Annotated in this window: 22 protein-coding genes and 1 pseudogene; 14 read left to right on the forward strand and 9 right to left on the reverse strand. The window is 72.5% G+C overall.

Annotation, left to right across the window (positions count from 1 at the left end; translation table 11 throughout):
* Window positions 1-71 precede the first annotated feature (71 nt).
* The 8 genes and pseudogenes from AC2XR2_RS15115 (at window position 72) to AC2XR2_RS15150 (ending at window position 9,726) form a co-directional block, all read left to right on the forward strand.
* Window positions 72-2,180 carry an ROK family protein gene (locus AC2XR2_RS15115; RefSeq protein WP_491515298.1) on the forward strand — a complete coding sequence of 703 codons (2,109 nt, stop codon included), beginning with the start codon at window positions 72-74 and terminating at the stop codon, window positions 2,178-2,180.
* Window positions 2,177-3,040, forward strand: a complete 864-nt coding sequence (locus AC2XR2_RS15120; RefSeq protein ID WP_491515299.1) for a sugar phosphate isomerase/epimerase family protein — start codon at window positions 2,177-2,179, stop codon at window positions 3,038-3,040. Before AC2XR2_RS15115 ends, AC2XR2_RS15120 begins: the two co-directional genes overlap by 4 nt.
* Window positions 3,028-3,696, forward strand: coding sequence for an HAD-IA family hydrolase (locus AC2XR2_RS15125; RefSeq protein WP_381308422.1), 669 nt, complete (start codon window positions 3,028-3,030; stop codon window positions 3,694-3,696). Before AC2XR2_RS15120 ends, AC2XR2_RS15125 begins: the two co-directional genes overlap by 13 nt.
* 132 nt (window positions 3,697-3,828) lie before the next feature.
* Window positions 3,829-4,872, forward strand: a pseudogene (locus tag AC2XR2_RS15130) (serine hydrolase domain-containing protein); the annotation flags it as partial.
* Window positions 4,857-6,059: a pyruvate dehydrogenase (acetyl-transferring) E1 component subunit alpha gene (gene pdhA, locus AC2XR2_RS15135; protein ID WP_381308420.1), complete on the forward strand. Its 1,203-nt coding sequence runs from the start codon at window positions 4,857-4,859 to the stop codon at window positions 6,057-6,059. The pseudogene AC2XR2_RS15130 and the gene pdhA, both read left to right, overlap by 16 nt.
* 3 nt (window positions 6,060-6,062) lie before the next feature.
* Window positions 6,063-7,046 carry an alpha-ketoacid dehydrogenase subunit beta gene (locus tag AC2XR2_RS15140; protein WP_449351271.1) on the forward strand — a complete coding sequence of 328 codons (984 nt, stop codon included), beginning with the start codon at window positions 6,063-6,065 and terminating at the stop codon, window positions 7,044-7,046.
* Between the two features lie 13 nt (window positions 7,047-7,059).
* Window positions 7,060-8,382, forward strand: coding sequence for a dihydrolipoamide acetyltransferase family protein (locus AC2XR2_RS15145; protein ID WP_491515300.1), 1,323 nt, complete (start codon window positions 7,060-7,062; stop codon window positions 8,380-8,382).
* 54 nt (window positions 8,383-8,436) lie between these two features.
* Window positions 8,437-9,726 (forward strand): MFS transporter, encoded by a 1,290-nt coding sequence (locus AC2XR2_RS15150; RefSeq protein WP_491515301.1) that lies wholly within the window; start codon window positions 8,437-8,439, stop codon window positions 9,724-9,726.
* A 97-nt stretch (window positions 9,727-9,823) separates the two neighbouring features.
* Here AC2XR2_RS15150 and AC2XR2_RS15155 read toward each other — a convergent pair whose 3' ends face one another.
* On the reverse strand, window positions 9,824-10,399 hold the full coding sequence (locus AC2XR2_RS15155; RefSeq protein WP_381302448.1) for a TetR family transcriptional regulator: 576 nt from the start codon (window positions 10,397-10,399) through the stop codon (window positions 9,824-9,826).
* A 211-nt stretch (window positions 10,400-10,610) separates the two neighbouring features.
* Here AC2XR2_RS15155 and AC2XR2_RS15160 point away from each other — a divergent pair, with 211 nt between their 5' ends.
* Window positions 10,611-11,807: an IS701 family transposase gene (locus AC2XR2_RS15160; protein WP_491515302.1), complete on the forward strand. Its 1,197-nt coding sequence runs from the start codon at window positions 10,611-10,613 to the stop codon at window positions 11,805-11,807.
* Between the two features lie 22 nt (window positions 11,808-11,829).
* On the opposite strand, the gene AC2XR2_RS15165 is transcribed toward AC2XR2_RS15160, so the two are convergent.
* A complete protein-coding gene (locus AC2XR2_RS15165) occupies window positions 11,830-12,306 on the reverse strand; it encodes a DUF1203 domain-containing protein (protein WP_381302446.1) in 477 nt (158 codons plus the stop codon).
* 159 nt (window positions 12,307-12,465) lie between these two features.
* Here AC2XR2_RS15165 and pepN point away from each other — a divergent pair, with 159 nt between their 5' ends.
* Window positions 12,466-15,042, forward strand: a complete 2,577-nt coding sequence (gene pepN, locus AC2XR2_RS15170; protein ID WP_491515303.1) for an aminopeptidase N — start codon at window positions 12,466-12,468, stop codon at window positions 15,040-15,042.
* Between the two features lie 67 nt (window positions 15,043-15,109).
* Here the strand turns inward: pepN and AC2XR2_RS15175 are convergent, their stop codons facing one another.
* From AC2XR2_RS15175 to AC2XR2_RS15190, 4 genes are all read right to left on the reverse strand, one after another.
* Window positions 15,110-16,357 (reverse strand): M14 family zinc carboxypeptidase, encoded by a 1,248-nt coding sequence (locus AC2XR2_RS15175; protein ID WP_381302444.1) that lies wholly within the window; start codon window positions 16,355-16,357, stop codon window positions 15,110-15,112.
* Between the two features lie 151 nt (window positions 16,358-16,508).
* The gene (locus AC2XR2_RS15180) at window positions 16,509-17,267 is read right to left on the reverse strand and encodes an SDR family NAD(P)-dependent oxidoreductase (RefSeq protein ID WP_491515304.1); all 759 of its coding nucleotides are present in this window, start codon (window positions 17,265-17,267) and stop codon (window positions 16,509-16,511) included.
* Window positions 17,268-17,352: 85 nt separating this feature from the next.
* On the reverse strand, window positions 17,353-18,693 hold the full coding sequence (locus AC2XR2_RS15185; protein ID WP_491515305.1) for a sigma-70 family RNA polymerase sigma factor: 1,341 nt from the start codon (window positions 18,691-18,693) through the stop codon (window positions 17,353-17,355).
* 41 nt (window positions 18,694-18,734) lie between these two features.
* Window positions 18,735-19,694 (reverse strand): EamA family transporter, encoded by a 960-nt coding sequence (locus AC2XR2_RS15190; protein ID WP_491518456.1) that lies wholly within the window; start codon window positions 19,692-19,694, stop codon window positions 18,735-18,737.
* 129 nt (window positions 19,695-19,823) lie between these two features.
* On the opposite strand from AC2XR2_RS15190, the gene AC2XR2_RS15195 reads away from it, so the two are divergent.
* From AC2XR2_RS15195 to AC2XR2_RS15210, 4 genes are all read left to right on the forward strand, one after another.
* On the forward strand, window positions 19,824-20,333 hold the full coding sequence (locus AC2XR2_RS15195; RefSeq protein WP_381302441.1) for a MarR family winged helix-turn-helix transcriptional regulator: 510 nt from the start codon (window positions 19,824-19,826) through the stop codon (window positions 20,331-20,333).
* A gap of 69 nt (window positions 20,334-20,402) precedes the next feature.
* Window positions 20,403-20,975, forward strand: a complete 573-nt coding sequence (locus tag AC2XR2_RS15200) for a hypothetical protein (protein WP_491515306.1) — start codon at window positions 20,403-20,405, stop codon at window positions 20,973-20,975.
* Between the two features lie 59 nt (window positions 20,976-21,034).
* Window positions 21,035-21,733: a hypothetical protein gene (locus tag AC2XR2_RS15205; protein WP_449351261.1), complete on the forward strand. Its 699-nt coding sequence runs from the start codon at window positions 21,035-21,037 to the stop codon at window positions 21,731-21,733.
* A gap of 3 nt (window positions 21,734-21,736) precedes the next feature.
* Window positions 21,737-23,458 (forward strand): hypothetical protein, encoded by a 1,722-nt coding sequence (locus AC2XR2_RS15210; RefSeq protein WP_491515307.1) that lies wholly within the window; start codon window positions 21,737-21,739, stop codon window positions 23,456-23,458.
* Here AC2XR2_RS15210 and AC2XR2_RS15215 read toward each other — a convergent pair.
* The 3 genes from AC2XR2_RS15215 to AC2XR2_RS15225 all read right to left on the reverse strand — a co-directional run bounded on the left by AC2XR2_RS15215 (window position 23,430) and on the right by AC2XR2_RS15225 (window position 25,318).
* A complete protein-coding gene (locus AC2XR2_RS15215; protein ID WP_330266888.1) occupies window positions 23,430-23,843 on the reverse strand; it encodes a nucleotide triphosphate diphosphatase NUDT15 in 414 nt (137 codons plus the stop codon). The genes AC2XR2_RS15210 and AC2XR2_RS15215 overlap by 29 nt on opposite strands.
* Window positions 23,840-24,721 carry a radical SAM protein gene (locus AC2XR2_RS15220; RefSeq protein ID WP_491515308.1) on the reverse strand — a complete coding sequence of 294 codons (882 nt, stop codon included), beginning with the start codon at window positions 24,719-24,721 and terminating at the stop codon, window positions 23,840-23,842. Before AC2XR2_RS15220 ends, AC2XR2_RS15215 begins: the two co-directional genes overlap by 4 nt.
* Before the next feature lie 300 nt (window positions 24,722-25,021).
* On the reverse strand, window positions 25,022-25,318 hold the full coding sequence (locus AC2XR2_RS15225; protein ID WP_330266887.1) for a hypothetical protein: 297 nt from the start codon (window positions 25,316-25,318) through the stop codon (window positions 25,022-25,024).
* Between the last annotated feature and the right edge of the window lie 53 nt (window positions 25,319-25,371).

The following is a 25,371-nucleotide window of genomic DNA, read 5'->3' on the forward strand; positions in this document are numbered from 1 at the left end:
TCACCGTCCTCGACGTGGGCGGGACCCATGTGCGCCACGCCCGATGGTCACCTGAGGAGGGTCTCGGCGAGGTGACCGACACGCCCTCCCCCAGTCGGCTGCGCCACCCCGAGGCATCGTTGGAGGAACTGCGCGGCCGGCTGCTCGCCGCGATCTGCGACGCCGTCCCGGCCGGCCCCGCCCCCACGGTGGCCGCGATCTCCTTCGGTGCCGCGCTCGACCAGCGCACCGGCACGGTCTACGGCTCCGGACCGCTGTTCGGCGACGAGACGACGCCGCTGGATCTGCCGGCGGCGCTGGGCGCCCTGCGCCCGGACGTCGAGTGGCACGTCCTGAACGACGTGACGGCGGCGCTGCTCCACTACGCCTCGGGCCCCCGCCCCCACGAGCACCGCAAGGTCCTGCTGCTGACGGTGAGTTCGGGTATCGCCTGCCGCACGATGGACCTGCGTACCGGAACCATCGCCACCGACCCCTGCGGTCTGCAGGGCGAGGTCGGCCACCTGCCGGCACACACGGAACTCGCCGGTCACGAAGTCCGACTGACCTGCGACTGCGGTGGTCCGGGGCATGTGGCGGCCTACGCCTCGGGCCCCGGCCTGCGCCGCATGGCGGACGTCCTGCGGGACCGCGCCCCGGACCGCTGGCGGGCCTCGTCCCTGGGCCGGGCCATGACCGACGGCACCTCCTTCGAGGAGGCCCTCGGCACGGCCCTCGACCGGTCCGACGTCCTGGCCGCCGAGCTCCTGGACGCCGCGACGGCCCCGGTGGCCGACGTCCTGCGCACGGCCCTGTCCCTGGACCCGGAACTCGACGAGCTGGCCGTCACGGGCGGTGTGGCGACGGGCCTGGGCCACCACTACAAGGCGTCCCTGGAGCGCCACTTCGCACGAGAAGGCCTGTATCTGACCTCGGACCTGATGCCGGACTGGCCGGCGAACCGCATCACCGTCTGCGCACCGGGTGAGGCCAACGGCCTGATCGGCGCCGGAATCGGGGCCCTGAGCCACCCCGGCGGGAACGCCACGCCCGACACCACGCGACCCCGTCGGACGAAGACGCGCCACTACGCCGTTCTCCGCGACGACTCCGGCCTGCACCTCACCCCACGGCCCACCCCCAGCCCGGCCCCCGGCGAACTGCTCGTCGCCCCCCTGGTGGCCGGAGTCTGCGGGACCGACCTCCAGATGCTCCGGGGCATACGCGACGACGGCGCCCCCGTCATCGGCCACGAGGGCGTGGCCAGGATCGTGGCCGTGGGCGAGGGCGTCCAGGACCCCGCTCTGCGCCCCGGTGTGCCCGTGGTCATCAACCCCACCCACCCCGACGACGACTCCTTCCTCCTCGGCCACAACGTCGACGGCCTCCTCCAGGAACGCGTCCTCGTCCCGGCCACCGCCGTCCGCGCCGGACTCGTACTGCCGCTCCCCGAGGTCCCGCCGGGGGTGCTCGGCGCGCTCGTCGAGCCGCTCGCGGTGGCCCGGTACGCGGCCCTCGCCATGACCGAGCACCGCCCCCGCACCCTCCTGGTGTTCGGCGACGGCACGGTCGGCCATCTGGCCGTCCGCACGGCCAGGCGCTGGTACGGCCCCGACGTGCGCACCGTGCACGTCCACCACACCCCCGCCGGCCTGGTCTGGAGCAACTGCGCCCCGCACTCGGCGGACGTACGGCTGCTGTCCGAGGATCTGTCGGCCGAGCGGCTGGCCCGCACCCTCGGCGACGGCCCCCTCGCGGTGCTGATCGCCACCCCGGCCCCGGCCACCCTGCCCTGTCTGGAGCTCGCTCTGGAGGCGGCGGCCGGTACGGACACCGTGGTGGACCTGGTCAGCGGGCTCCCGCGGCCCGCGGCCAGCCCCCAGGTGCCCGGCGCCGACCTCGCCGAGGTGCGGGCCGCGAACCGGGCGGGCCGCCCGCAGCCGCCGTATGTCGCCCGGTTCGGTACGGCGAGCGGGCACAAGGTGCGGATCCTGGGGCACCGGGGCGTGGCCGGCGAGCATCTGCGGTACGCGGCGGCCGAGTTGTGCCGGGCGCCCGAGCGGTACCGGGACCTGGTGACGCATGTCGTCGACCTGCCCGGCGCGGTGCCGGTCCTGGCCCGGCTCGCCGGCACGACGGACCGGATCGTCTCCGGGCGACGGCTCGTCAAACTGGCCGTACGGATGGGCGAGCCGTCATGAGTGCCGTACCCGAGGCCCCGCGGATCGCCCTGGCCGACTGGCGGTTGCCCGTGCGCGGCGAGGCGGCCGTCGACCTGGCCTTCCGGCACCGGGTACCGGGGCTCCAGTTCGACCTCGGCGGGCCCGGGCGCGGCCCCTGGCTGGACGGGCCGGGGCAGCTGACGCGGCTGGCCCGCACCGCCCGCTGCGCCGGGGTGGCTCCGCTCGGGCTCGCCGGCAATGTGCTCAACGACATCGGGCTGACCGCCGCCGAGGGCACCCTGGACGCCGGCCGGGTCCGTGCCGTGCTGGACCGACTGCTCGACGCGGCCGGAGAGCTGGGCGCGCCGCTGGTGTTCGTGCCCAGTTTCCGGCGCAGCGCGATCGACGGCGACCGCGCGCTGCTGCGCACCGCGGAGGTGCTGCACGCCGCCGCCCGGCAGGCACAGGCCCGGGGTCTGCTGCTGGCCAGCGAGAACACCCTCGCGCCCGGGGCGGCGCTGCGGCTCGCGGAGCAGGTCGCGTCGCCCGCCTTCCGGCTGCTCCTCGACACCTACAACCCGCGCGCCGCGGGACGGGATCCGCGGGCGCTGGTGGCCGCGGCCGGCGCGCTGCTGGCCGACCAGGTGCATGTGAAGGACGGCCCGGACGGCGACGGCTGCACCCCGCTGCTCGGCGACGGCGACGGCGACATCGCCGCCACCCTCGACGCGCTGGCCGAACAGGCCGTGCCCGTACGGGCTCTGGTGCTGGAGAACGATCACCGCGGCGGCGACCCGGACCGGCTCGCCGCCGACCTGGAACGGCTGCGGGCACTGACGGAGCGCCCGCGCGACCGTCGGACCGACTACGCAGGAACGGCAGGGACATGGCCATCGTAGTGACCGCACAGGCGCTGCTGTTCGACATGGACGGCACCCTCATCGACTCCACCGCGGCGGTGGAGCGGACCTGGCGGAGGTTCGCCGACCGCCACGGTCTCGACCCGGCCGTGATCCTGGCCGGCGCGCACGGCCAGCGCACCGCCGAGACGGTCGCCGAGCACGCCCCGCCGGGCACCGACGTGGCGGCGGAGACGGCCTGGCTGGTGGCGCAGGACATCGCCGACACCCGCGGCACGGTCGCGCTGCCGGGGGCGGCCGAACTGCTGGCCGAACTGCCCCCGAACCGCTGGGCGTTGGTCACCTCGGCGGGCCGGGAGCTGGCCCGGCGGCGGATGGCCGCGGCCGGGCTGCCGCTGCCGGGGGTGCTGGTCAGCGCCGACGACGTGGTCCGCGGCAAGCCCGACCCGGAGGGCTATCTGCTGGCCGCGGCCCGGCTCGGCGTGGACCCGAGGGCCGCGATCGTCTTCGAGGACGCGGAGCTGGGCCTGCTCGCGGGGCGCGCCGCCGGTGGTTACACCGTGGTCGTCGGCCCGCACGGGGGCGCCGCCGCGCAGGGCCGGCCGCGGATCAGCGACTACGTCGGGGCGGTGTGCGGGGAGGCCGAGGAGGCGCTGCGGCTGACCCTTCCGGTCCCCGCGGCCGTCCCGGCCTGAGCTGAAGCGACATCTGACGTCACCTACCGATTGGAGTTCCCCGTGTCATCGCAGACCGTGTCATCCCAGAACGTGTCATCGCAGACCACGTCATCGCAGGCCGTGTCATCGCAGACCGTCGTCTCCGGCCATGTGGCCCCGGGTTTTGAATCCGTCCGTGAGGAGTTCGTCCGCAACTTCGCCGAGCGCGACGAACAGGGTGCCGCCCTCGCCGTCACGCTGGACGGCGAACGCGTCGTCGATCTGTGGGGCGGCCCCGCCGATCCCACCACGGGGCGGGCCTGGGACGGCGACACGCTCCAGCTCGTGTTCTCCGGCAGCAAGGGCATCCTGGCGACCGCCCTGCTGGTGCTCGTCGACCGGGGTGTGGTGGAGCTGGACAAGCCGGTCGCCCACTACTGGCCGGAGTTCGCGGCCAAGGGCAAGGCCGGCATCACCGTGCGCGAGGTGGTGACCTTCACCGCGCGGATGCCCGCCGTGGCCGCCTCGCTCTCCCAGGACGACCTGAGCGACCCGGAGGCCATGGCGAAGCTGCTGGCCGACCAGGAACCGGAGGCGGATCCGCGGGCGGAGGGGATTCTGTACGGGCCGTGGGCGACCGGGTGGATCGTCGCCGAGGTGATCCGGCGGGCCGACGGGAGGCGCCTGGACCGGTTCTTCGCCGAGGAGGTGGCCGGGCCGCTCGGTGTCGACGTCTCCTTCGGCATCACACCCGAGCAGGAGGCCCGGGTGGCCCGCACCGAGTACGGCACCGGCTTCCGTGACCAGTTCACCGGTTACTTCACCAGCGAGGACCCGCTGACCCGGCGGATCTGGCAGAACCCGGTCCCCTTCCCCGAGGACGAGGACATCTGGAACCGTCCCGCCCGCCGCTTCGCCCTCATCCCGGCCGCCAACGCCTACGGCTCCGCCCGCGGCTTCGCCGAGCTGTACGGCGCCCTCGCCCAGGACGCGGCCCGTCCCGCCGACGAGCCGCCCCTGCTGCTGTCGCGCCGGCTGCTCGACGAGGCCCGCGCCCCCCATGTCAGCAAGGTCGACCAGCTGATCGACGTACCGATGGTGTACGGGGGCGGCGGCTACCGGCTGCGCACCACCCCACGGCCGACGGTGGACGGCGACTCCTTCGGCCACGACGGCGCCGGCGGCTCCGCCAACCAGGCATGGCCGCGCGCGGCGGCCGGGGTGTCGTACGTGATGAACCGGCTCATCGCGCTCGGCCCCGACGACAAGCGGGCCTCCTCGCTGGTCAAGGCCGTGGCGGCGGCGATGGACGGGCTCGGCATCGGCGGCGGGCGATGAGCGGCGACGGCATACGGCTGCTCGGCCCGGACGGTGAGAGGGTGCCGCATCCGGAGTACGCCATCGATCCGGACGCCGGTCAACTCCGGTCCCTGTACCGGGACATGGCGCTCGCCCGCCGCTTCGACGCGGAGGGGGTCACGCTGCAGCGGCAGGGCGAACTCGGGCTGTGGCCCTCGCTGCTCGGGCAGGAGGCGGCCCAGGTCGGATCGGTGCGGGCGCTGGCCGAGGGCGACCGGGCGTTCCCGAGCTACCGGGAACACGCCGTCGCGCTGGGGCGCGGAGTGGATCCGCTGGCGCTGCTGCGGCTGTTCCGGGGTGTGGACAACGGCGCCTGGGATCCGGACGCGCACGACTTCCACCTCTACACCCTCGTCATCGGCTCGCAGACCCTGCACGCCACCGGTTACGCGTGGGGCATGGCGAGGGACGGCTCCGAGAACGCGGTCGTCGCCTACTTCGGGGACGGGGCCGCCAGCCAGGGCGATGTCTCCGAGGCGTTCAACTTCGCCGCCGTGTACGACGCGCCGATCGTGTTCTTCTGCCAGAACAACCAGTGGGCCATCTCCGAGCCCAACGCACGGCAGACCCGGGTACCGCTGTACCAGCGCGCCCAGGGCTTCGGCTTCCCCGGCGTGCGGGTGGACGGCAACGACGTGCTGGCCGTGCTCGCGGTGACCCGGGCCGCGCTGGAGCATGTGCGCGCGGGCCGGGGGCCGTATCTGATCGAGGCGTTCACCTACCGCATGGGCGCCCACACCACCTCCGACGACCCGACCCGCTACCGGGACGCGGCCGAGGTGGAGAGCTGGCGGGCCAAGGATCCGCTGCTGCGCCTGGAACGTTTGCTGCGCCGCGAGGGCGCCGCCGACGACGCGTTCTTCGCCGAGGTCTCGGCCGAGGGGGAGGCGCTGGCCGCCCGGGTCCGGGAGGGCGTACGGACCATGCCCTCGCCCGCGCCCGGCGCGCTCTTCGACCATGTCTACGCCGGGGCGCATCCGGGTGTGGACCGGGAACGTGCCGAGTTCGCCGCCTATCAGGCGTCCTTCGCCGAGGAGGGCTGAGCCATGACAGCGACCCGTATGACGCTGGTGACCGCCCTCAACACCGCGCTGCGCGATGTGCTGGCCCAGGACCCCAGGACCCTCGTCATGGGCGAGGACGTGGGCCGGCTCGGCGGTGTCTTCCGGGTGACGGACGGCCTGCAGAAGGACTTCGGCGAGAGCCGCGTCATCGACACCCCGCTCGCCGAGTCGGGCATCGTCGGCACGGCGATCGGCCTCGCACTGCGCGGCTACCGCCCGGTGGTGGAGATCCAGTTCGACGGCTTCGTCTTCCCGGGCTACGACCAGATCGTCACCCAGCTCGCGAAGATGCACGCCCGCTCGCTGGGCAAGGTGAAGCTGCCGGTCGTCATCCGCATCCCGTACGGCGGCGGCATCGGCGCGGTCGAACACCACTCGGAGTCCCCGGAGGCGCTGTTCGCGCACGTGGCGGGGTTGCGGGTGATGTCACCGGCGACGCCCTGCGACGCCTACTGGATGCTGCGGGAGGCAGTCGCCTGCGACGACCCGGTGATCTTCTTCGAGCCGAAACGGCGCTACTACGAGAAGGGCGAGGTCGACACCACCACCCCCGTCGCCCCCGCCCACCGGGCGCAGGTGGTCCGTACGGGCACCGACCTGACCCTGGCCGCCTACGGGCCGATGGTGCGCACCTGCCTGGACGCGGCCTCGGTGGCCGCCGAGGAGGAGGGCCGGCAGCTGGAGGTCGTCGACCTGCGGTCGGTCTCGCCGCTCGACTTCGACACCCTCCAGGACTCCGTGCGGCGCACCGGACGGCTGGTGGTCGCGCACGAGGCTCCGGTGTTCTTCGGCGCGGGCGCGGAGATCGCCGCGCACGTCACCGAGCACTGCTTCTACCACCTCCAGGCGCCGGTCCTCCGGGTCGGCGGCTACCACACCCCGTATCCGCCGTCCCGGCTGGAGGAGGAGTACCTCCCCGGGATCGACCGTGTGCTCGACGCCGTCGACCGCGTGCTCGCGTACTGAAGAGAGGCAGACGATGACGGACAACGCCCTGCGGGAGTTCCGGATGCCCGATGTGGGCGAGGGCCTCCAGGACGCCGAGATCATCCGCTGGCTGGTCGCGCCCGGCGACAGCGTCACGGACGGGCAGGTGGTGTGCGAGGTCGAGACCGCCAAGGCCGCGGTCGAACTGCCCATCCCCTACGACGGGGTGGTCCACGAGCTGTGCTTCCCCGAGGGCGCCACGGTGGACGTGGGCGCGCCCATCATCACGGTGACGGCGGGGGCGACGGCGGCCGTCACCGTCCCCGGGCCGGAGGCCCGCACCCCGGTCCTGGTCGGCTACGGCGCCGCGCCCGCGTCCGCCGTCCGTCGCCACCGGCGCCGTGAGGGGAGCAGCCCGGCGGCGCCCGTGGCGGCCGCCCTTCCCCTCGCGAAGCCCCCGGTGCGCAAGCTCGCCAAGGAACTGGGCGTCGATCTGGCCGCGGTCGTGCCCACCGGGCCGCGCGGAGACGTGACGCGGGCGGATGTGCGTTCGGTGGCGGAGGCCGACCCGGCCACCACACCGACGCCCCCCGTCGAGACCGCCCCCGCCGCCCCTGCCATGCCTGCCGTGCCTGCCGTGCCAGCCGTGCCTGCCGTGCCTGCCGTGCCTGCCTCCCAGGAGACCCGCGTCCCCGTCACCGGCGTACGGCGGGCCACCGCGCGGGCCATGGTGGCCAGCGCCTTCACCGCGCCGCACGTCACCGAGTTCGTGACGGTCGACGTCACCCGGACCATGAAGCTGGTCCGGCGGCTCAAGCGGCACCCGGACATGGCGGGGCTGCGGGTCGGCCCGCTGCTGCTGGCGGCCAGGGCGTTCCTGGTCGCCGTACGGCGCAACCCGGAGATCAACGCGTCCTGGGACGAGGAGCGCCAGGAGATCGTGCTCAAGCACCGGATCAACCTGGGCGTCGCGGCCGCCACCCCGCGCGGTCTGCTGGTCCCCACGGTCGCCGACGCCGACCGCCGGACCCTGCCCGAACTCGCGGTCGCGCTGGAGGAGTTGACGACCACGGCGCGCGAGGGCCGGACCCCGCCCGCTGCGCTGCGCGGCGGCACGGTGACCCTCACCAACATCGGCGTGTTCGGCATCGACACGGGCACCCCGATCCTCAACCCCGGGGAGTCGGCGATCCTCGCCCTCGGCGCCATCGGCGAACGCCCCTGGGTGCACCGCGGCAAGGTGGTCCCGCGCCAGGTCACCACCCTGGCCCTGTCCTTCGACCACCGGCTCGTCGACGGCGCGCTCGGCTCCCGGGTCCTCGCGGACACCGCGGCCCTGCTGAACGACCCCGAGCTGCTGCTCACCCGTGCCTGACGGGCCGCCGAACCCCCCACCGGAGACCGGAAGCCGAGGAAGAGGAAGACGACGATGCTCGACACACCCCACCCGCCGGCCGCGGCGGCCCCTGCCGCCGACCACGACGCCCCGCCCGCCCGGCTCGGCCTGTGGACCGCCGTCGTCGCGCTCGGCGGGCTGCTGTTCGGCTTCGACACAGGAGTGATCTCGGGTGCCCTGCTCTTCATCCGGACCGACTTCGGGCTCGACTCCTTCGAGGAGGGTGCCGTCATCTCGGCGCTGCTGCTGGGCGCCGCGGTGGGCGCGATGGGCAGCGGGCGGCCCGCCGACCGGTTCGGGCGCAAGAAGGTGCTGGCGGCGATCGCACTGACCTTCACCGTGGGGCTGCTGGCGGCCGTGCTGGCGCACGGCTTCGTGATGCTGCTCGCCGCCCGCGCGGTGCTCGGTCTCGCGGTGGGCGGCGCGTCCACGGTGGTGCCGCTGTATCTCGCCGAGATCGCCCCGCCCCGGCTGCGCGGCCGCCTGGTGACGGCCAACCAGATCCTGCTCACCGTGGGCATCCTGGTGTCGTACCTGATCAACCTCTGGTTCGCGGGCAGCGCCGACTGGCGGGCCATGTTCGCCGTCGGTCTCGTCCCGTCCGTCGCGATGCTGCTGGGGACCCTGGCGATCCCGGAGAGTCCTGAGTGGCTGCGCGGGCGGACCGCTCGCACTCCGGCCGGGTCGCTGAGCGCCCCGGGGACCCGGCCCGCGCTGGTGATCGGGGTGACGTTGGCGGCCGTGCAGCAGTTCGGCGGCATCAACAGCGTCATCTACTACGCGCCGAGCATCATGTCCCGGGCCGGGCTGCCCGCGGCGGACTCGATCACGTACTCGGTGGCGATCGGTGCCGTGAACGTGGCGGCGACCGTCGCCGCCGTGCCGCTGATCGACCGGGCCGGACGGCGGCCGCTGCTGCTGTTCTCGCTCGGCGGCATGGCGCTTGCCCTGGTCGCCCTGGGGGTGGCGCTCGGTCTGCCGTCGGGCCCGGTGACCAACGTGGCGGCGCTCTGCTGCATGGTCGGCTATGTGGCCGCCTTCGCCGTCGGGCTCGGCCCGGTGTTCTGGATCCTGGCGGCGGAGCTGTTCCCGCCCGAGTCCAGGGCGCGCGGCGGGGCGGTGTGCGCGCTGGTGAACTGGACGGCCAATCTCGTGGTCGGGCAGTTGTTCCTGCCGGCCGCCGATCTGGTGGGGGAGAGCCGGGTGTTCTGGTTCTTCGCCGCGGTGTCCGCCGGTGCCGTCGTCTTCGTGGTCCGCAAGGTGCCGGAGACGAAGAACCGCTCACTGGCGGACGTCCAGCGGGACCTGGCGGCGGTGTCATGAGACCTCGCGGGTCGGACGTGTGCCGCGCAGGACCGTGAGGGACACGGAGAAGGGGCTCCCGGGATCGGCATATCCCGGGAGCCCCTTCTCCGTGTCCTCATCGCGGCGGCGGGTCCGCGCCGACCCCGTGCAGCACCAGTTCCCACACCTGGTCGACGTGCTGGCCGGCGACCGCGCGGGGTTCCACCCGGCTGCCCTCGACCAGCCAGGTCAGCAGCAGCGCGGCGGTGTCCGGCGGCACGCCGGGCCGCAGATCGCCGGAGGCGGCCGCGCGCTCCAGCAGGAGCCGCACCCCGTCGGCCCACCCCGGGACCGGCCGCGCGTCCTGTCCCCCGGGCAGGCCGTCCCGCTCCAGCCGGGCCGCGGCGCGGGTGGTCACGTCGTGCTCCAGCAGCCGTATCACGGCGACGGTCAGGCCCGCCAGGGCCTCCAGCGGGGTCCCGGAGGCGCTGACAGCGCCGTGCACCACGGGGGTGACGGCGTCCTGGCCGGCCGCCCGTACCGCTTCGGCGAGTTCCCGTTTGGTGGCGAAATGGAAGGTCAACGCCCCCATGGAGGCGGCTGCCCGCTTACTGATCCGGGAGAGCGAGGCGCCCTCGTACCCCCGGGTGTCGAACTCCACCGCCGCCGCGTGAATCAGGGCGTCGTGCGTTCGTGCGGCTCTCTCCTGCATAGATCGGCTCTCTCTTCCTCCTCAGGTCGAACTCCGACATTGCCCCTGGTGAGGGGGGCGCTGAGGCACGGACTCGCCAAAGTAGTGCAGACTTGGCCCGAAACAAAGCAAACGTTCTTTATGCTTTTGGTGTTCGAGTGGATCGCACCGCGCCGAGGGGGATGGAGTGTCAGCGATTCGAGAGGTACCGGACGTACGAGATGCGCGAGACATGGGGGAGGCACGGAAGGCACAGGATCTCCGGAACAGGCGGGGCGGGCGTGCCGCCGGGTTCGCCGAGTTCACCGGCCGGCTGTTCGAGCATCTGCCCCGCGCGGACCAGCAGCGCTGGGGACAGGTCTATCTGCGCGGCTTGCTCGCCACCCCGGGCAAGAAGTCCGTACGGCGGATGGCCGAGACAGTGACGTCCTCGCTCACCGCCTCCCAGTCGCTCCAGCAGTTCGTGAACGCGAGCCCCTGGGAGTGGGAGGCCACCCGGCGCGAACTCATGGGCTGGGCCGGCGAGCGGTTGGACACCCGCGCCTGGACCCTCGCGCCCGCGGTGCTGCCCAAACGCGGCGCCCACTCGGCGGGGGTGCACCGCCGGTTCGTCCGGGAGCAGGGCCGGACCGTCAACTGCCAGCTGGGCCTTGCCCTCTTCCTGGCCGGCGACGAGGGGCAGGTGCCGGTCGACTGGCGGCTGCACCTGCCGGAGCGATGGACGGCCGACGAGGAGATGCGACGCCGGGCACGCATTCCGGCTCAGGCCTCCCCGCAGGCCCTGTGGGCACAGGCCCTGGACCTGGTCGAGGGCCTGGCCGCACAGCCCGGTGTGGTGCGGGCACCGGTCGTCGCCGATCTGACCACCGTGACCGATGTACGCCCGCTGGTCGAGCGGCTGCACGGGCGGGGCCACGCCTTCGTGCTCGCGGTGAGCGGCCAGCTGCCGCTCACCCCGGAGCCGGTCGCGGACCGTGCCCTCCGGGAGCCCGTGCCCCCGGTCTCCGCCCGACAGCTGCTGCTCCAGGGCGGCACCCGGCACCCGGACGCGGCGGTGACGACGGGATCCGACGGCCGTCTGCGCCGGGTCCAGGTCATCTCCGGCCCGACGGAGATAGCCGGGCTGCGCCCCGGCGGCGGCCGGCTCTCCTCGGCCGGCCGGGTCTTCGCCGAGTGGAACGCCGGCCCACAGCGCCTGGGCCGCGTCTGGCTGACCAACCTGCCCGGGCGCCGGATGGCCGACCTGCTCGCGCTGGCCGAGCTGCACACCGGCACCCTGGCGACGGTCGCCTCCCTGGGCGAGCACTACGGCCTGCTCGACTTCGAGGGCCGCTCGTTCCCGGGCTGGCACCGGCACACGACCTTGGTGTCGGCGGCCCACGCCTATCACCTGCTGTCCCGCCCGACCGCACACCGAGAGGCCGCCTGACGGGAGTGGGGCCCGGGATGTGTCAATCCCCGGGCCTGCGCACCTCGTAGAGGAAACAGCCGTACTCGACGGCCCGGACGTGGACGAGCGCCACGGACGGGTCGTCGAACGCGTTGCGGAAGGCGTCGTCGGTGACGGTGTCGACCAGTCGTCCGCCGAGGATGTGGCCGTCGGCGGAGTAGCGGCGCACGGTCCGGTGCGCGTCGGCGAAGGGGTGGCCCTGGAGGTCCGGTCCCGCGCACTCCTCGGCGTGGACGAAGACGGGGCCCTGTTCGTCGTACGCCCCGGGCCGTGCGTCCGTCCCGGCCGCCCAGCGGCGCAGCGGGGCGTAGGAGACGAGCGCGATCCGCTCGCCCGGCGCACTGCGGCGCAGACAGCACCTCAGGGGCGCCCCGCCCTCCTCGTCCGTGACCGGGGACATCGGGCGGCCGGCGTCGTCGGTCACGCGGAGTTCCTTGAGCGCCTGCGAGTCGATGGGGAGCGCGGTGTAGGTCGTCATGGGACCAGGCTGGCGCTCCCGGCCGGGAAGGACCGGCGGAAATCGGACGCGACCCTCCCAGCCCCAGCGAAACCGCAGGGTATTCCCTCGAACCGTCGGAGACAGTTCGTGGAAGGATGACCGAACCGCCGAACCCACACATAACGAGGAGATGACCGCGTGCCTGGCACAAACCTGACTCGCGAAGAGGCTCAGCAGCGGGCGAAGCTGCTCAGCGTCGAGTCCTACGAGATCGATCTCGACCTCTCCGGCGCGCAGGAGGGCGGTACCTACCGGTCCGTGACCACGGTGCGCTTCGACGTCGCCGAGAACGGCGCCGAGTCCTTCATCGACCTCGTCGCTCCCACGGTCCACGAGGTCACCCTGAACGGGGACGCCCTCGACCCCGCCGAGGTCTTCCAGGACTCCCGGATCGCGCTCCCCGGCCTCCTGGAGGGGCGCAACATCCTGCGGGTCGTCGCCGACGCGGCGTACACCAACACCGGTGAGGGCCTGCACCGCTTCGTCGACCCGGTCGACCAGCAGGCCTACCTGTACACGCAGTTCGAGGTGCCGGACGCCCGCCGGGTCTTCGCCTCCTTCGAGCAGCCCGACCTGAAGGCCACCTTCCAGTTCACCGTGAAGGCGCCGACCGGCTGGACCGTCATCTCCAACTCCCCGACGCCGGAGCCGAAGGACGACGTCTGGGTCTTCGAGCCGACCCCGCGGATCTCGTCGTACATCACGGCCCTGATCGTCGGCCCGTACCACTCCGTGCACAGCGTGTACGAGAAGGACGGCCAGACCGTCCCGCTGGGCATCTACTGCCGCCCCTCGCTCGCCGAACACCTCGACTCGGACGCCATCTTCGAGGTGACCCGGCAGGGCTTCGAGTGGTTCCAGGAGAAGTTCGACTACGCGTACCCGTTCAAGAAGTACGACCAGCTGTTCGTGCCGGAGTTCAACGCGGGCGCGATGGAGAACGCCGGCGCGGTCACCATCCGCGACCAGTACGTCTTCCGCTCCAAGGTGACCGACGCCGCGTACGAGATGCGCGCCGAGACCATCCTGCACGAGCTGGCCCACATGTGGTTCGGCGACCTCGTGACCATGGAGTGGTGGAACGACCTGTGGCTGAACGAGTCGTTCGCCACCTACACCTCCATCGCGTGCCAGGCGTACGCCCCGGACAGCAGGTGGCCGCACTCCTGGACCACGTTCGCCAACTCCATGAAGACGTGGGCGTACCGTCAGGACCAGCTGCCGTCCACGCACCCGATCATGGCCGAGATCCGCGACCTGGACGACGTGCTGGTCAACTTCGACGGCATCACGTACGCCAAGGGCGCGTCCGTCCTCAAGCAGCTCGTCGCCTACGTCGGCATGGACGAGTTCTTCGGCGGGGTGCAGGTGTACTTCAAGCGCCACGCGTACGGCAACACCCGGCTGTCCGACCTGCTGGGCGCGCTGGAGGAGACCTCGGGGCGTGACCTCGGGACCTGGTCGCAGAAGTGGCTCCAGACGGCCGGCATCAACGTCCTGCGCCCGGAGATCGAGACGGACGCGGAGGGTGTCATCACCTCCTTCGCCATCCGCCAGGAGGCCCCGGCGCTGCCGGCCGGAGCCAAGGGCGAGCCGACCCTGCGTCCGCACCGGATCGCGGTCGGCCTGTACGAACTCGACGACGACAGCGGCAAGCTGGTCCGCGACGAGCGGATCGAGCTGGACGTGGACGGCGAGCTGACGGCCGTACCGCAGCTGGTCGGCAAGCGCCGTCCGGCGGTCGTGCTCCTCAACGACGACGACCTGTCGTACGCCAAGGTCCGCCTCGACGAGCAGTCGCTGGCCTTCGTCACCGAGCACCTGGGCGACTTCGAGTCGTCCCTCCCCCGTGCCCTGTGCTGGGCGTCGGCGTGGGACATGACCCGCGACGCCGAACTGGCCACCCGCGACTACCTGTCCCTGGTGCTGTCGGGCATCGGCAAGGAGTCCGACATCGGTGTCGTGCAGTCGCTGCACCGGCAGGTGAAGCTGGCGATCGAGCTGTACGCCGCCCCCTCCGCCCGCGAGGCCCTGCTGACCCGCTGGACCGACGCCACGCTGGCGCACCTGCGGTCGGCGGCCGCGGGCAGCGACCACCAGCTGGCGTGGGCGCGGGCGTTCGCGGCGACCGCCCGTACGCCGGAGCAGCTGGACCTGCTGGAGGGGCTGCTCGACGGGTCCCAGGTCGTCGAGGGCCTGGCTGTCGACACCGAGCTGCGCTGGGCGTTCGTGCAGCGGCTGGCCTCGGTGGGCCGCTACGACGAGTCGGAGATCGCCGCCGAGTACGAGCGGGACAAGACCGCCGCCGGTGAGCGCCACGCGGCGACCGCGCGTGCCTCGCGGCCCACCGAGGAGGCGAAGGCGGAGGCCTGGGCGCAGGTCGTCGAGTCCGACAAGCTGCCCAACGCCGTCCAGGAGGCCGTCATCGGCGGGTTCGTGCAGACCGACCAGCGGGAGCTGCTCGCGCCGTACACGGACAAGTACTTCGAGGTCGTCAAGGACATCTGGGAGTCCCGCTCGCACGAGATCGCCCAGCAGATCGCGGTCGGCCTGTACCCCTCGCTCCAGGTCTCCCAGGAGACCCTGGACAGGACGGACGCCTGGCTGGCCGCGGCGGAGCCGAACGCGGCTCTGCGCCGGCTCGTCTCCGAGTCCCGCGCGGGCGTGGAGCGGGCGCTGAAGGCCCAGGCGGCGGACGCGCAGGCGGAGCAGTAGGGATCGGGACGGTGGGAGGCGGACGGCCTCGGTCAGCCGCCTCCCACGTCCACTGGGTCAGCCGTGTTCAGCGCCGATCGCACAGCAGCCGGGCCGTGTCGAGCATGGTCCGCACGTGCAGTCCTGTCTGCGCGGCCACCGGTACCCACCGCAGGTCGTACGTCTTCTCCAGTTCCTGGCTCCACTCGCGCACCAGGTCGTCGAGGATCTCCACGGTCCGCGGGTCGGTGCGGGCCAGGGCGCGGCTCGCCATCGCCGCCACCCGGAGCGGGATGCGACGCGCGGAGATGCCCCGCGTCGCGAAGTACCCGCGGAACAGGCCGGGTTCCTCCGCGGCCCAGCTCGCCACGATCGACGGGGCCACCCCGAGGAGTTCCCGCGCTGCGTCCCGCAGCGGCGCCAGTTCCTCCGGTACGGCCCCGTCGAGCCGCGTCCCGAGAACGGCGGCCAGCTCCCGGCTCCGGCCCAGCAGCACTTCTCCCAGCCGCGCGGCCGCACGGTCCGGGTCGGTCACGGGTCGCGCGTCGCTCACCGAGGGCACCGCCCAGGCGGGGGTCTCGATCAGGGTGGTCACCGTGCCGTGGCGGCGCGGGTGGAACCAGGTGCTCTCGGCGACGAACCCGCTCGGGTCGCGCTCACCCGCGCCATGACCGTCGGGCAGCACCAGGACGCCGGGCGGGTCGAGCCGCCAGTCGGGGCCGTCGACGGGGTGCCGGTCCACGGGGACGCGCAGCCGCGCCGCCGTCCGGCGGAACGCGTCCGCGACGCCCGGCACGGTGCGCGTCATCATCACGAAGGCGCCGCCGAACTCGATGCCGTGCAGGGTGAACTGGGCGAGGGGCCGCAGCTCGTCGAGGATCCGCACGAGCGTGGCCGACTCCGGGAGCGGCTCCCCGGGAGGCAGCGGCAAAGACTCCGGCTGGCGGGCGAACGCGGGCCGGTAGAAACCGCGGTGACACTCCGTCAGCGAGGGCTCCGGCTCCTCCGGCTGCCAGCCGTGCGCGAGGTGGGCCCCGTCGGGGTCGAGACAGAGCAGGAAGTGCCAGGCACAGCCGAGCCGTTCGAGCAGTTCGGGCCGGCCCGCGAACAGGGCGGCGAGGCGCAGTGCGGAGGCCCCGCCCACCGGTTCGTTGGCGTGTGCACCGGCGACCGCGAGGATGTGCCGGTCGGCGTGTCCGGCGGACAGCAGCCACAGCGGCCGGCCGGCCCGGCTCTGTCCCACCTCCTCCAGGCGGAGCAGGCCGGGGGCGGCGCGGACCAACGCGCGGGCCCTTCGCTCCAGTTCGTCGACTGCCGGATAGAGCGAAGTCCGCACGCCGGTCCTCCGAACGCTGGTGGTCCGATCAAGCACCCTGGGAATTACTGTCCCCAGAGGTCCCTTTCTTGTCCAGCGGGCGCAGCACGGTCTCGGTGGGCACGTGATCCCCTCCTCCTGCGGTCGCGTACCTGGTGGCGGGGGCGCACGCTCAGACGGAGACCATCCCGCCCGTCGCGTTGACGAACGTGCCGGTGATCCCGCCCGCGTGGTCGGAGGCGAGGAACACCGCGGTGGCGGCCACCTCGGCGAGCGTGGGGTTGCGGCGGGTCATGCGCATCCCGGCCAGGTGGTCGACGATGCCCTGGACGGCGGCCGCGTCGATCGCCGGGTTGACCGCGGCGAGCTTCTCGACGGTGAACGTCTCCGGCACCCCGGCCACCCACAGCCCCACCGCCCGGACCCCGCGCGGCCCCAGCTCGATCGCCAGGTTGCGCACGAGGGTGTCGATCGCGCCGTCCGCGGGACCGGTGCCGCCCATCATCGGACTGCCCTGCGCGGAACCGCTGTTGAGGGCGAGGATGACCCCGCTGCCCCGGGCGGCCATCCGGCGTCCCGCGGCGCGGGCGGTGAGGAAGTTGGCGCGCAGGCCGTCGGTGACCGGCCGCATGAAGTCGTCGACGGCCATGTCGGTCAGGGGCGCGCCCTGCACGTCGCCGCGGGTGACCAGGTTGATGGAGATGTCGATGTCGCCGACCGAGTCGGCGTGCGCCTCGACCGCCGTCTCGTCCAGCGCGTCCACGACGGCCACCTCGGCGTTCTTGATGTCGGCGGCCACCGCCTCCAGGGTCTGCCGGGTCCGGCCGACGAGGTGGACCCTCGCACCCTGCTCGGCGAAGGCGCGGGCGACGGCCCCGCCGATGGATCCGCCGGCGCCGTAGACGATCGCGGTCTTGTCGGTGAGCAGCATGGTGAGCTCCTTGGAAGGGGTGCGTATGTGACATCCGTACCGACGCACGAGTCCCCGGACACTCATCGCTCGCCGGGGCGGAGCGTCAGAGCCGCAGCGGCAACCCGAACGCGGGGAAGAGATGCGGCTCGAAGGAAGTGATCTCCGCGATGCGGTCACCGTCCTCCTCGAACCGCAGGACGTCCAGGACCTGCGCACGGAACACGCTGGTCCCGGGCCTGCGGACGTAATTGCCCACGGCGAGCTGCCCGTTGGCGCGGGTGGGCAGGCTGCGCCAGTGGCCGAGGAAGGCCGGGGAGGCGGGGTCGAGGCTGACCCGCACGAAGTCGACGAGCGCGTCCCGGCCGGTGAACCAGAAGGGGTTCGGCGGCATGGTGAGGACGACGTCCTCGGTGAGCAGTGAGGTCATCGCGTCGAGGTCGAGCCGCTCCACGGCGGCCATGTACCGCTCCAGTACCGCCTGTTGCCGCTGGGTGGGCTCGGCGGACCGCCAGTCGGCGCGGTCCCCGGGCAGGTGCGCGCGCAGGGCCGGCCTGGCCCGCTGCAACGCGCTGTTGACCGAGGCCACGCTCGTCTCCAGGGCCTCGGCGGTCTCGGCGGCGGTCAGCCCGAGGGCGTCCCGCAGGACGAGGACGGCCCGCTGCCGGGCGGGCAGGTGCTGGATAGCGGCCAGCAGGACGAGCTCCAGGGTCTCCCGGGATTCACCGGCCGCCTCCGGCAACTCCCTTTCGGACACGGGCAGTTCTTCGTCCGGGTAGGGCTGCAACCAGGTGATGCGGGCGGGCGGTTCGCCGTCGCCGTGGTGCATGCCCGGCACCGGTTCGTAGCGTTGCGGGCGGCGCGCGGTGCGTCGTAGGAGATCCAGGCAGGCGTTGGTGGCGATCCGGTACAGCCAGGTCCGCGCGCTCGCCCGCCCCTGGAACCCGTCCCGCGCCCGCCAGGCCCGCAGGAACGTCTCCTGCACCAGGTCCTCGGCCTCGTCGTAGGACCCGGTCATGCGGTAGCAGTGCACCTGGATCTCACGGCGGTGCTGCTCGGCCAGGGCGGCGAAGTCGCTCTCGTCGAGTTCCGTCACGGGGGCGGGTGTGACGGAACCGCTCGGTTCCGCGGCCGCGGCGGGCGGGAGGGGATCACGCGGCTCCGCGGCGGTGTCCCGTGCCATGCGGGCGACGCGCTTCAACTGGGCTACGGAGGAGGCCAGTTCGGTCACGTGGGCATAGAGGGCCTCGGGGGGCTGCGGGACCAGTTGCCCGGCCCGGCGCCCGACCTCGTCGATGAGCCCCTGCGCGGTGAGGGCCTCGGGTTGGCGCCGTGCCCGGTACGCCTTCTGCCGGCAGGCGGCGGAGCAGTAGACGGAGCCGCGTCCGGTGCGACCGGCTCGCGCGGCGAGCGGCTTGTCGCACACCGGGCAGACCTCTGCGGCCACATGCGCCTCCGGGAGTTGCGTAACGCGGGACCGGTGTGACGTTACAACGCCCTCGACATGTCCCGCAGCGCCTCCGGCGTCCCCCTCCTCCCGGGGGACCCGAACGACCGGCCGGTGGCGGGCGGCCGTACCCCCGGCTGTGCCGCCACCGGCCGTACGCCCAGCTGTCCCGCCACCGTCGCCCCGAACGCCAGCGCCATGCCCGCCAGTTGGACCGGCGTCAGGGACTGGCCGAGCGCCGCCCAGCCGAGCACCGCGGCGGTCAGCGGGGAGAGGGGGCCGAGGAAGGTGACCTGGGTGGCGGTGAGGCGGCCGATGCCGCGGAACCAGAGCCAGTAGGCGACGGCGGTGTTCGCCAGCGCGAGGTAGAGGTAGCCGCCGACCGCGCGGCCGTCGAGCGCGGGCGGGGCGCCCTCGACGAGGAGGGCGAGCGGCGCGATGAGCAGGCCGCCCGCGGTGAGCTGCCACGCGGTGAGGGCGAGCGGGCCCACTCCGTCGGGGCGGCCCCAGCGCTTGGTCAGCACGGTGCCCGCGGACATCGAGGCGGAGGAGGCGAAGGCCGCCGCGACACCGACCGCGTCGAGGGCGCCGGCCGCCTTGAGGACGACCAGGCTGACCCCGAACGCGGCGACGAGACCGGTGAGCACGCTCCGCGTGGTGGGCCGCTGCCCCAGCAGCAGCGCGGACAGCCCGACGACGATCAGCGGCCCGACCGACCCGACGACCGCGGCCATCCCGCCCGGCAGCCGGTACGCCGACAGGAACAGCAACGGGAAGAAGGCCCCGATGTTCAGCGCGCCGAGCACCGCCGCCTTCCCCCACCACACCCCGCGCGGCAGCACCCGGGCGAGGGCGAGCAGCACGAGACCGGCGGGCAGGGCGCGCATCATCCCGGTGAACAGGGGCCGGTCGGGCGGCAGGAACTCGGTGGTGACGGCGTAGGTGGTGCCCCAGGAGACGGGGGCGAGGGCGGTGAGGAGGACGGTGGAGGCGCGGTTCATGAGCTGTGCCTTCCGGGTGAGAGCGGCCACGAGACCCTACTTAGCTCGATGGCAAGTAGCTTACTCCTGAGCTACTTTTCCGCAAGCCACTTTCTTGCGGGCGACCGAGACCCCGCGGATACTCGGCACATGACTGCACAGCGCAAGGACGCCGTCGACGCGATCATCGACCAGTGGGCGGCCGTGCGGCCCGACCTCGACACCAAGGCCATGGAGGTCTTCGGGCGGATCTACCGCCTCGGCCGCGCGATGGGCGACCGCGTGGAGAAGGCGTACGCCCCCTACGGCATCTCGCGCGGCGAGTTCGACGTCCTCGCCACCCTCCGCCGGGCCGGCGAGCCGTACACCCTCTCGCCCCGCCAGCTCTCCTCGACGCTGATGCTCACCACGGGCGGCATGACGGGCCGCCTCGACAAGCTGGAACGCGCCGCCCTGCTCCGCCGCTCCCCCGACCCCCATGACCGCCGCGGCCTCCAGGTCACCCTGACCGACAAGGGCCTGTCCGTCATCGACGAGGCGGTCGAAGCGGGCCTGACCGTCCAGACCCAGGCCCTCGCCACCCTCACCGAGGACCGGGCCACCCAACTGGCGGACCTGCTGCGGGAGTTGCTGGAGGGGACGCAGAGCGCGCCGGAGTGAGCGCGGTTCCCGCAGGCGCACGGCGACGAAGGCGTTCCGTCCACCCCGCCGTCACCGCATCATGGCGGCGTGCGCATCACACCGGCAGAGGCCGCGATCATCGGTACGTCGCTGGGTGCGACGGCCACCCTCAGCGCCGCCTGGCTCACCCAGCGCGCCACCTCCAGGCGCGAGCGGGAGCGGCGGCTGTGGGACCGCAGGGTGGCCACGTACGACGACCTGATGAGCACCGTGCACACCTATGCGCAGCTGCGGGCCCACACCCGGCGCTCCTACGAGCTCCCGGAACTGGAGGGGGTCCGCAGCGAGGCCCTGCACTCCGCGGCCGCGCTGGCGGCCCGGATCGAGCTCTACAGTTCCGAGCGGCTGCGCGAGGCCTGCGAGAGGTCGTTCGACGGCGTGCAGCGGTGGCTGCTGGCCTGGGAGGAGTGGCACGAGCAGGGCCCCGCGATCCGGCTCCCCAGCCAGGCGGACGGCCTGTGGAAGAAGTTCACCAAACGCGTCGAGGAGGCGGAGAAGGCCGACAGCGAACTCCTCGAACTGCTCCTGGCCGACGTGCACGGAGCGCGGCGCACACCATGGAGGCACCGGAGGGGCCGTCTCCTCGGAAAGAAGGCGTCGCGGAAACCTGACCACGATTAACGCTCTTCGTTCCGGGTGAGACTTCTGGAACGCGCGGCGGAACAGACGGGGGGCCGGACATGGCGCGGAACGAGCATTTGATCGAGTTATACCTCGCGGGACAACGCATCGCGTCCGGCCTGCGGATCGCCCGGCCCTTCGCGCTGACCACCGCGCACGCCCTCGGACAGGACGTCCTCTCGGCCAAGCCGCTGCTGCATCTGCGCGACGGCACCCCCGCGCAGATCGTCTGGGGCAACACCCCGTCGGACCTGGCCCTGCTCCGACTCGAACTGAACGGCACCACGGGCCCGTTGGCGACGACCGCCTACGGCGAGGCGCAGCAGGGACAGGCCTGGCGGGCGACCGTCTCCGTCGACCCCAAGCCCCTGACGGGCAGCGTCGTCGAGCCCGACGCCGTCTACCACGACGGGCCCCACCTCAAGGTGACGGCCCTGCGGCTGCGCTGCGAGCGCGTCCTGCGCGACCCGGAGGCGTACGCGGGCAGCCCCATCGAGGAGACCCGCCAGGACCCGCCCGTCGTCCTCGGCCTGCTGGTGAAGCCCCGGGACACACCTCCCCGGGAGAGCGACGAGGCCTTCGCCATCTCCGTCGCGGAGGCACTCCGGCTTTTCGACGACGTCACGGGCGGCCGGAAAGCGGAGAAACGCACCCGGGCCCACCAGGTGCTGCACGACCGCGGTTACGGAAGCGTGCGCCCACGCTGGACGAGGACCGACCCGAACCGGCGTACGAAGCGTCCGCCAGAAGGAAACTGATCCATGAACGACATCAGTGACCTCGACGAAGCGATATCGGTCGCCGAGGAAAAGGCGGAAAGGGACGACGACAGCGCGACCGCGCAGGCCACCGCCCGCGAGGCCGAGGCGGCGCTCATCGGCTACGTCGACCGCCTGCGCAGCGGACAGGCCGTGTGGGAGGAGGAGCCGGAGCGGATCGCCCGGTACGCCCACCTCGTCGAACTGCTGCTGGCGCTCGGCCTCGACAAGGCCGCGGCGGACCTGACCGACACGACCCTGCGCGCCATGCGGCTCTCCGAGATCGACCAGGTGGTCTACCGGGAGCCGGAACTCTGGAACCACCTCGGCTCCCTGCTCGCCGAACAGGGCGACCTGGTGCGGGCCATGGCCGTACTGGACTGCGCGCTCACCCGCGCACACGAGTACGAGACCTACGAGGTCCCGGCCATCCTCGCCAACCTGAGCGTGGTGAGCCTTCAGCTCGGCGACCCCGACGCGGCCGGCATCTGGGCCAACAAGGCGCTCGACTCGCTCAAGTACGAACAGGACAAGGACCTGGAGACCCGGCTGACCGCCGACCGGGTCCGCCTCGACCTCGCCAGGGCCTCCGGCGACGAGCAGGACCTCCAGAACGCGGTGGAGAGCTTCGACCAGTCGGTGGCGCGGTTCGTCGAGAGCGAGGGCGGCGACCACGCCCGGGCCCTCGGTGCCCGCGTCGCCCTGGCCGCGGCCCGCCACGACGCGGACCCGAGCCTCGAGAACCTCGCCCAGCTGGAACTCCTCCACGTCACCGCGCAGGTGACGCTCGGTCTGGAGCACCGCGAGACGATCATCGCCCAAGCCACCCTGGCCGCCACGGAGTTCGCCGCGGCCGGTGGCTGGGAGGGCCGGGCCAACGAGCGCACGGAAGCCGCCGTGCAGGCCTTCCTCACCGCCGCCACCCGTGCCGTCGCCTCCCCCGACCTCGGCCAGGAGCATCCCCAGACGCACATCCTCCAGGACGAACTCGCGGACATGCGGGCGGCCATCACCCCGGACGACAAACTCCCGTACCACATCCAGAAGGTGTACAAGCCCCACCAGAACACCGAGCGCAACGACGCGAAACGCCGGGCGCTGGAGGAGGAGACGGGCATCATCCGGCTCATCGCCCACGCCGGCGCCTCCTACTTCCTGGAGGAGACACGGCTCTTCTACGGCCGGGTCAAGGACGCACTGGAGCGCGGGGTCCGTTTCAACGTCGTCATCAGCAGCCCCTGGAACAGCCTCGCCGCCTTCATGCCGCACGACGCCGGTGCCGAGCCGGGCAACTACCAGAACATCGTGGAGCTGGTGGAGAGCAGCCCGTCGTACAACAACACCTTCCTGCCCGTGGTCGAGTCGTACAAGCTGCTCAAGTCGATGTACCCGGATCTGATCGAGCTGCGGATCACCTCGCTGGACGTCAGCGGGTCCACGCTGCTCACCTCGAACGTCGGCTTCTTCGAGCCGTACATCACGTCGAATCCGCAGCGCCGGACGCGACGGGGGATGAGCGTGTTCGAGGTGGAGTTCCGCAAGGACAGCCGGTACTACGCCGACAGTCTGGAGGAGTTCCGGGCGCAGTGGGAACTGTCCAGCACCTGGGCCGAGTTCGAGGCCAACCAGGAGCAGCACAAGGCCGCGCTGCGCTCGGAGATGGGGGCGCTCGCCTCCGTGCGGATGCGGGCGAGTGTCAGGAGGGGAGAAGTGCCCCGTCCCTGACCTTGTTCAGCACGTCCACCGATCCCACGAACAGGGGCGTGGGCAGGGCGTCCAGCGGCCAGAACTCCCAGCGTTCGCACCGGTCGGGTTCCCGCACCCGGATGTCACCCGTGTAGTCGGGGATCTCGACGCCGACCTGCATGTGGTGGTTGGCCGCCGGGTCCGGGTCGGTGACGCACACGACCCGGGCGTCCCGGGCACGCACGCCGGTCTCCTCCTCCAGCTCCCGGCAGGCGGCACCGGTCAGCGTCTCACCGACCTCCAGGTGCCCCCCGGGCAGCCCCCAGCTCCCGGCCCCGAAGGTGTTGGCCCGCAGCCCCAGCAGCACACGCTCGCCGGAGCGGACGATGGCCTGAACTCCCACGCGTACGTGTGCCGTCGTCATGACTGCCCTTTCGGTTCCAGCGGATAGGTTCCGACGAAATTGGCGGCGTTGCGGAACGGCTGCACCAGACCGGCGGGGCCAGTCGCGTCGTCCCGCACCAGGTCGAAGAAGTCGCCGAGCCGCCGTTCCTCGCCCGCCTCGATGACGACGACCTGGCAGTCCGGGTCGATGAAGAAGTAGGTGCCGGCCCGGTCGGCGTTCCGGTAGACCCGGAGGGTGACATCGCGTTCGTCGGCGGCCTCCTGGCAGCGAGCCACCACCTCTTCGAACCGGTCGTCATCGAGGGAGAGCCAACTGGCGTTGTCCGCACCGTAGTTGGTCTCGGACATCTGGTAGACCTTCCACACGTCCGGGAGGCAGGCCTTTTCGATGAGATCCAGCACACGGGGGGCTCCGGCGACATTGCGCCGGGTGACGACGGTCCCCAGTTTCACTTTGACCTGCTGGTGGTTCTTCCGGACTTCCTTCAGCAGGCCGAGCACTCTTTCCCTGTGCGGCGCGACTCCCTTGCGGAGTTCCCGGTGTTCCTTCTCGTCCGCCGAGTCCACCGGCAGGGCGATCCACGACAGCCCCGGCAGGACGCGCTCCATGAGCTTCAGCGGGGCGAGTCCGTTCGTGCTCAGCACCACCCGGGGAGGGGCTCCGCCGTCCGGGTGCGTGCCGCTCAACTCCTGGACGAGGTCCCCGAGATACGGCAGCAGGGTGGGCTCGCCCCCCGAGATCACCACTCCCTGCACCCCCTCCTGCCGCAGCGTGCCGGCGATCCGGAGTGCCTCCGCACGCCGCATGGTGGGCATTTCGTGGCGTGGTCCGAAGCAAAAAGGGCAGCTCAGATTGCATCTGCCGATCGGACGAAGATCCACGTACGGGGGGAGCACGCGCTGAATCTACAGCGCGCCGAAGCAGCCCGCCGCCGGACGCTCAAAGTGTCACCCGAGTGGTGACCATTCCGTAGCCGACCGCGGACTCTCTTCGAGCCGCTCCCTTTCGAACACTGCCCCGGGGACGAGAAGGTCACACTCCCCCACGCGCCGGCGTCCGCGTCAGCCGATGTGAGCCGTGAGGGCTACCCGCCCCGGCCCCCTGACCCGGGCCCGGACACGCCGAAGGCGCCGGCCTCGCCCCCGTGCGGCTGACGCGCGTACGGGTGGCGGGGTCGGCGCCCCGGGAAAGCTGGGTCAGGCCTTCGAGCCGGCCTTGGCCTCGGCCTCGGCGGGCCTCGTCCTGATGTTGCGGCTCGTCACCCGGTGCTCTTCCTTGGACTTGTCCAGGACCATCACCAGACCGGCGATGACCCCGAACAGCACGAGCGGGGCCACCACGAAGAGGCCCAGCGTCTCGATGACGCTCAGACCCGTGCCCGGGTCGTCGCCGTCGTCGCGGGTCAGCGCCGAGGCGGGGACCGACATGAGCAGCATCATCAGCGTCGTACCGGCAGCCAGGGCGCCGGCGCGCAGGGCGTTCTTCTTGTCCACGGGGCCAAAAGTACCGAACGTCGGATCACGCCGCGCGTCCGGGGGTGTGTTAG

It is taken from the genome of Streptomyces sp. LS-MS-L19 (assembly GCF_058382285.1).